We start from the raw sequence: 901 nt of genomic DNA on the forward strand, positions 1-901 counted from the left end.
GATATCAGTTCAGCGAGATAGTCCGTTCGCTGATGAGCGTTTATTTCTGTGGCGGCTCATGCGTGGAAGATGTAACGTCACAACTGATGCGCCATCTCTCGTATCATCCTACCCTTCGTACATGCAGCTCTGATACCATCCTCAGAGCCATCAAGGAACTGACACAGGAAAACATCTCCTATACTTCCGACCAAGGCAAGACCTATGATTTCAATACTGCAGACAAACTCAACACATTGCTTATAAACGCTTTGGTTTCTACAGGCGAGTTGAAGGAAATTGAGGAATACGATGTTGACTTTGACCATCAGTTCCTTGAAACGGAGAAGTATGATGCAAAACCGACCTACAAAAAGTTCCTCGGCTACAGGCCTGGCGTATATGTTATCGGTGACAAGATAGTCTATATCGAGAACAGCGATGGTAACACGAATGTGCGTTTTCATCAGGCAGACACCCATAAGAGATTCTTCGCTCTTCTGGAATCCCAGAACATCCGTGTAAATCGCTTCAGGGCAGACTGCGGTTCCTGCTCGAAGGAAATCGTCAGTGAGATAGAGAAGCATTGCAAACATTTCTACATCCGTGCCAACCGATGCAGTTCGCTCTACAATGACATCTTTGCTCTGAGAGGATGGAAGACGGAGGAGATTAACGGCATCCAGTTCGAACTCAATTCCATTCTCGTTGAGAAATGGGAAGGCAAGTGCTATCGTCTTGTCATCCAGAGACAAAGACGCAACAGTGGCGACCTTGACCTGTGGGAAGGCGAATACACTTACCGTTGTATTCTGACCAACGATTACAAGTCATCGACAAGGGACATTGTTGAATTCTACAATCTGCGTGGCGGCAAGGAACGTATCTTTGACGACATGAACAACGGATTCGGTTGGAGCCT

The 901-nt window shown here is 46.5% G+C and carries 1 protein-coding gene; it reads left to right on the plus strand.

Annotated elements, in window-relative coordinates; all coding sequences use genetic code 11:
• A partial coding sequence (locus CIK99_RS06615) for an IS1380-like element IS612 family transposase (protein WP_094380756.1) occupies positions 1-901 on the plus strand: 901 nt, incomplete at both ends.

This window comes from Prevotella sp. P5-92, assembly GCF_002251245.1.
Lineage (GTDB): Bacteria > Bacteroidota > Bacteroidia > Bacteroidales > Bacteroidaceae > Prevotella.